The sequence below is a fragment of the Thauera phenylacetica B4P genome, from assembly GCF_000310225.1.
Classification (GTDB): domain Bacteria; phylum Pseudomonadota; class Gammaproteobacteria; order Burkholderiales; family Rhodocyclaceae; genus Thauera; species Thauera phenylacetica.
On the sequence record NZ_AMXF01000469.1, the window covers coordinates 1 to 1,247 of the forward strand.

Annotated in this window: 1 protein-coding gene and 1 pseudogene; both read right to left on the bottom strand. The window is 56.9% G+C overall.

Going from position 1 to position 1,247, the window contains the following annotated elements:
- Positions 1 to 85: pseudogene (locus tag C667_RS25920) on the bottom strand (electron transfer flavoprotein subunit beta/FixA family protein); the annotation flags it as partial.
- A 202-nt stretch (positions 86 to 287) separates the two neighbouring features.
- The coding region (locus C667_RS23085) for an acetyl-CoA C-acyltransferase (RefSeq protein WP_157302466.1) at positions 288 to 1,247 on the bottom strand (960 nt) is incomplete at its 5' end.

Here is a 1,247-nt window from a genome sequence, read left to right on the forward strand (position 1 = left end):
CCAGGTCCACGCCGCTGCCGTCGGCCTTGACGCGAACCTTGACGTTGTAATCGACCACGCGCTTTACGGGTACGAGAATCTTCATTTCAACTCCAAATAAACTCCGCTTCGCAGAGAAAGTCTTCTATCAGATCGCTACGTAATTACCGATAAGTGGCAATATCACGACTGCGAGCCGGTCTGCTTTCGAAGGAATGCGCTTTGTGCCGCTGTAATCAGCGAGCTTCGTCGGATAACGCGAGTTGCCTGTGGGCGCTGCTGGAATGTTCGTCGTAGATCATCGATTGTCAAACGCGCTCGATGATGATGGCGATGCCTTGGCCAACTCCGATGCACATTGTGCATAAGGCAAATCGACCCCCGCTTCGCTCGAGTTGATGAAGGGCCGTTGTCACCAGGCGTGCACCGCTCATGCCCAGCGGGTGCCCGAGTGCGATGGCTCCGCCGTTCTGGTTCACACGTGGATCATCGTCTTTCAAGTCAAGCTGGCGCAATACGGCCAGGCTCTGACTGGCAAACGCCTCGTTGATTTCGATAACGTCCATCCGGTCAAGTCGTAGTCCACTCTGTTCGAGGACCTTACGCGTAGCGGGAACGGGCCCAATGCCCATTATGCGGGGCGGAACCCCTGCCGATGCCACGCCGATCACGCGGGCACGCACACCGAGGCGAAAGCGGTTTGCGGCAGTTTCGCTGGCAAGAATCATGGCGCATGCTCCATCGTTGACTCCGCTCGCATTGCCAGCAGTGACGCTGCCGTCCGGGGTGACGACGCCCTTGAGCTTGCTGAGCGCGTCAAGTGTCGTTTCCCTTGGATGCTCGTCCTGGCTTACGAACTCTTGAACGCCCTTCTTTCTTGGAACAGGCACCGGCACGATTTCATCGGCGAAGATCCCGCCTGCTTGGGCGCGCGCCGTTTTCAACTGGCTTTGCAGCGCAAATGCGTCCTGATCCGCGCGACTGATGCCAAACTGCGCTGCGACGATTTCCGCGGTTTCAGGCATCGAATGGACGCCGTACCGCTCCCTCATGAGCGGGTTTGCAAAGCGCCAACCAATCGTCGTGTCGTAGATTGCGGTGGTCCGGGAAAATGCGTTTTCGGCCTTGGCCACAACAAACGGCGCCCGGCTCATCGATTCGACTCCTCCAGCAATTATCAATTGCCTGAATCCGTGTTCGCTTAGCCGGAAATCCAGCCTAACGCATTGATGTAATTGTATAATTACGCATCCGAGCCTTTCACCCAA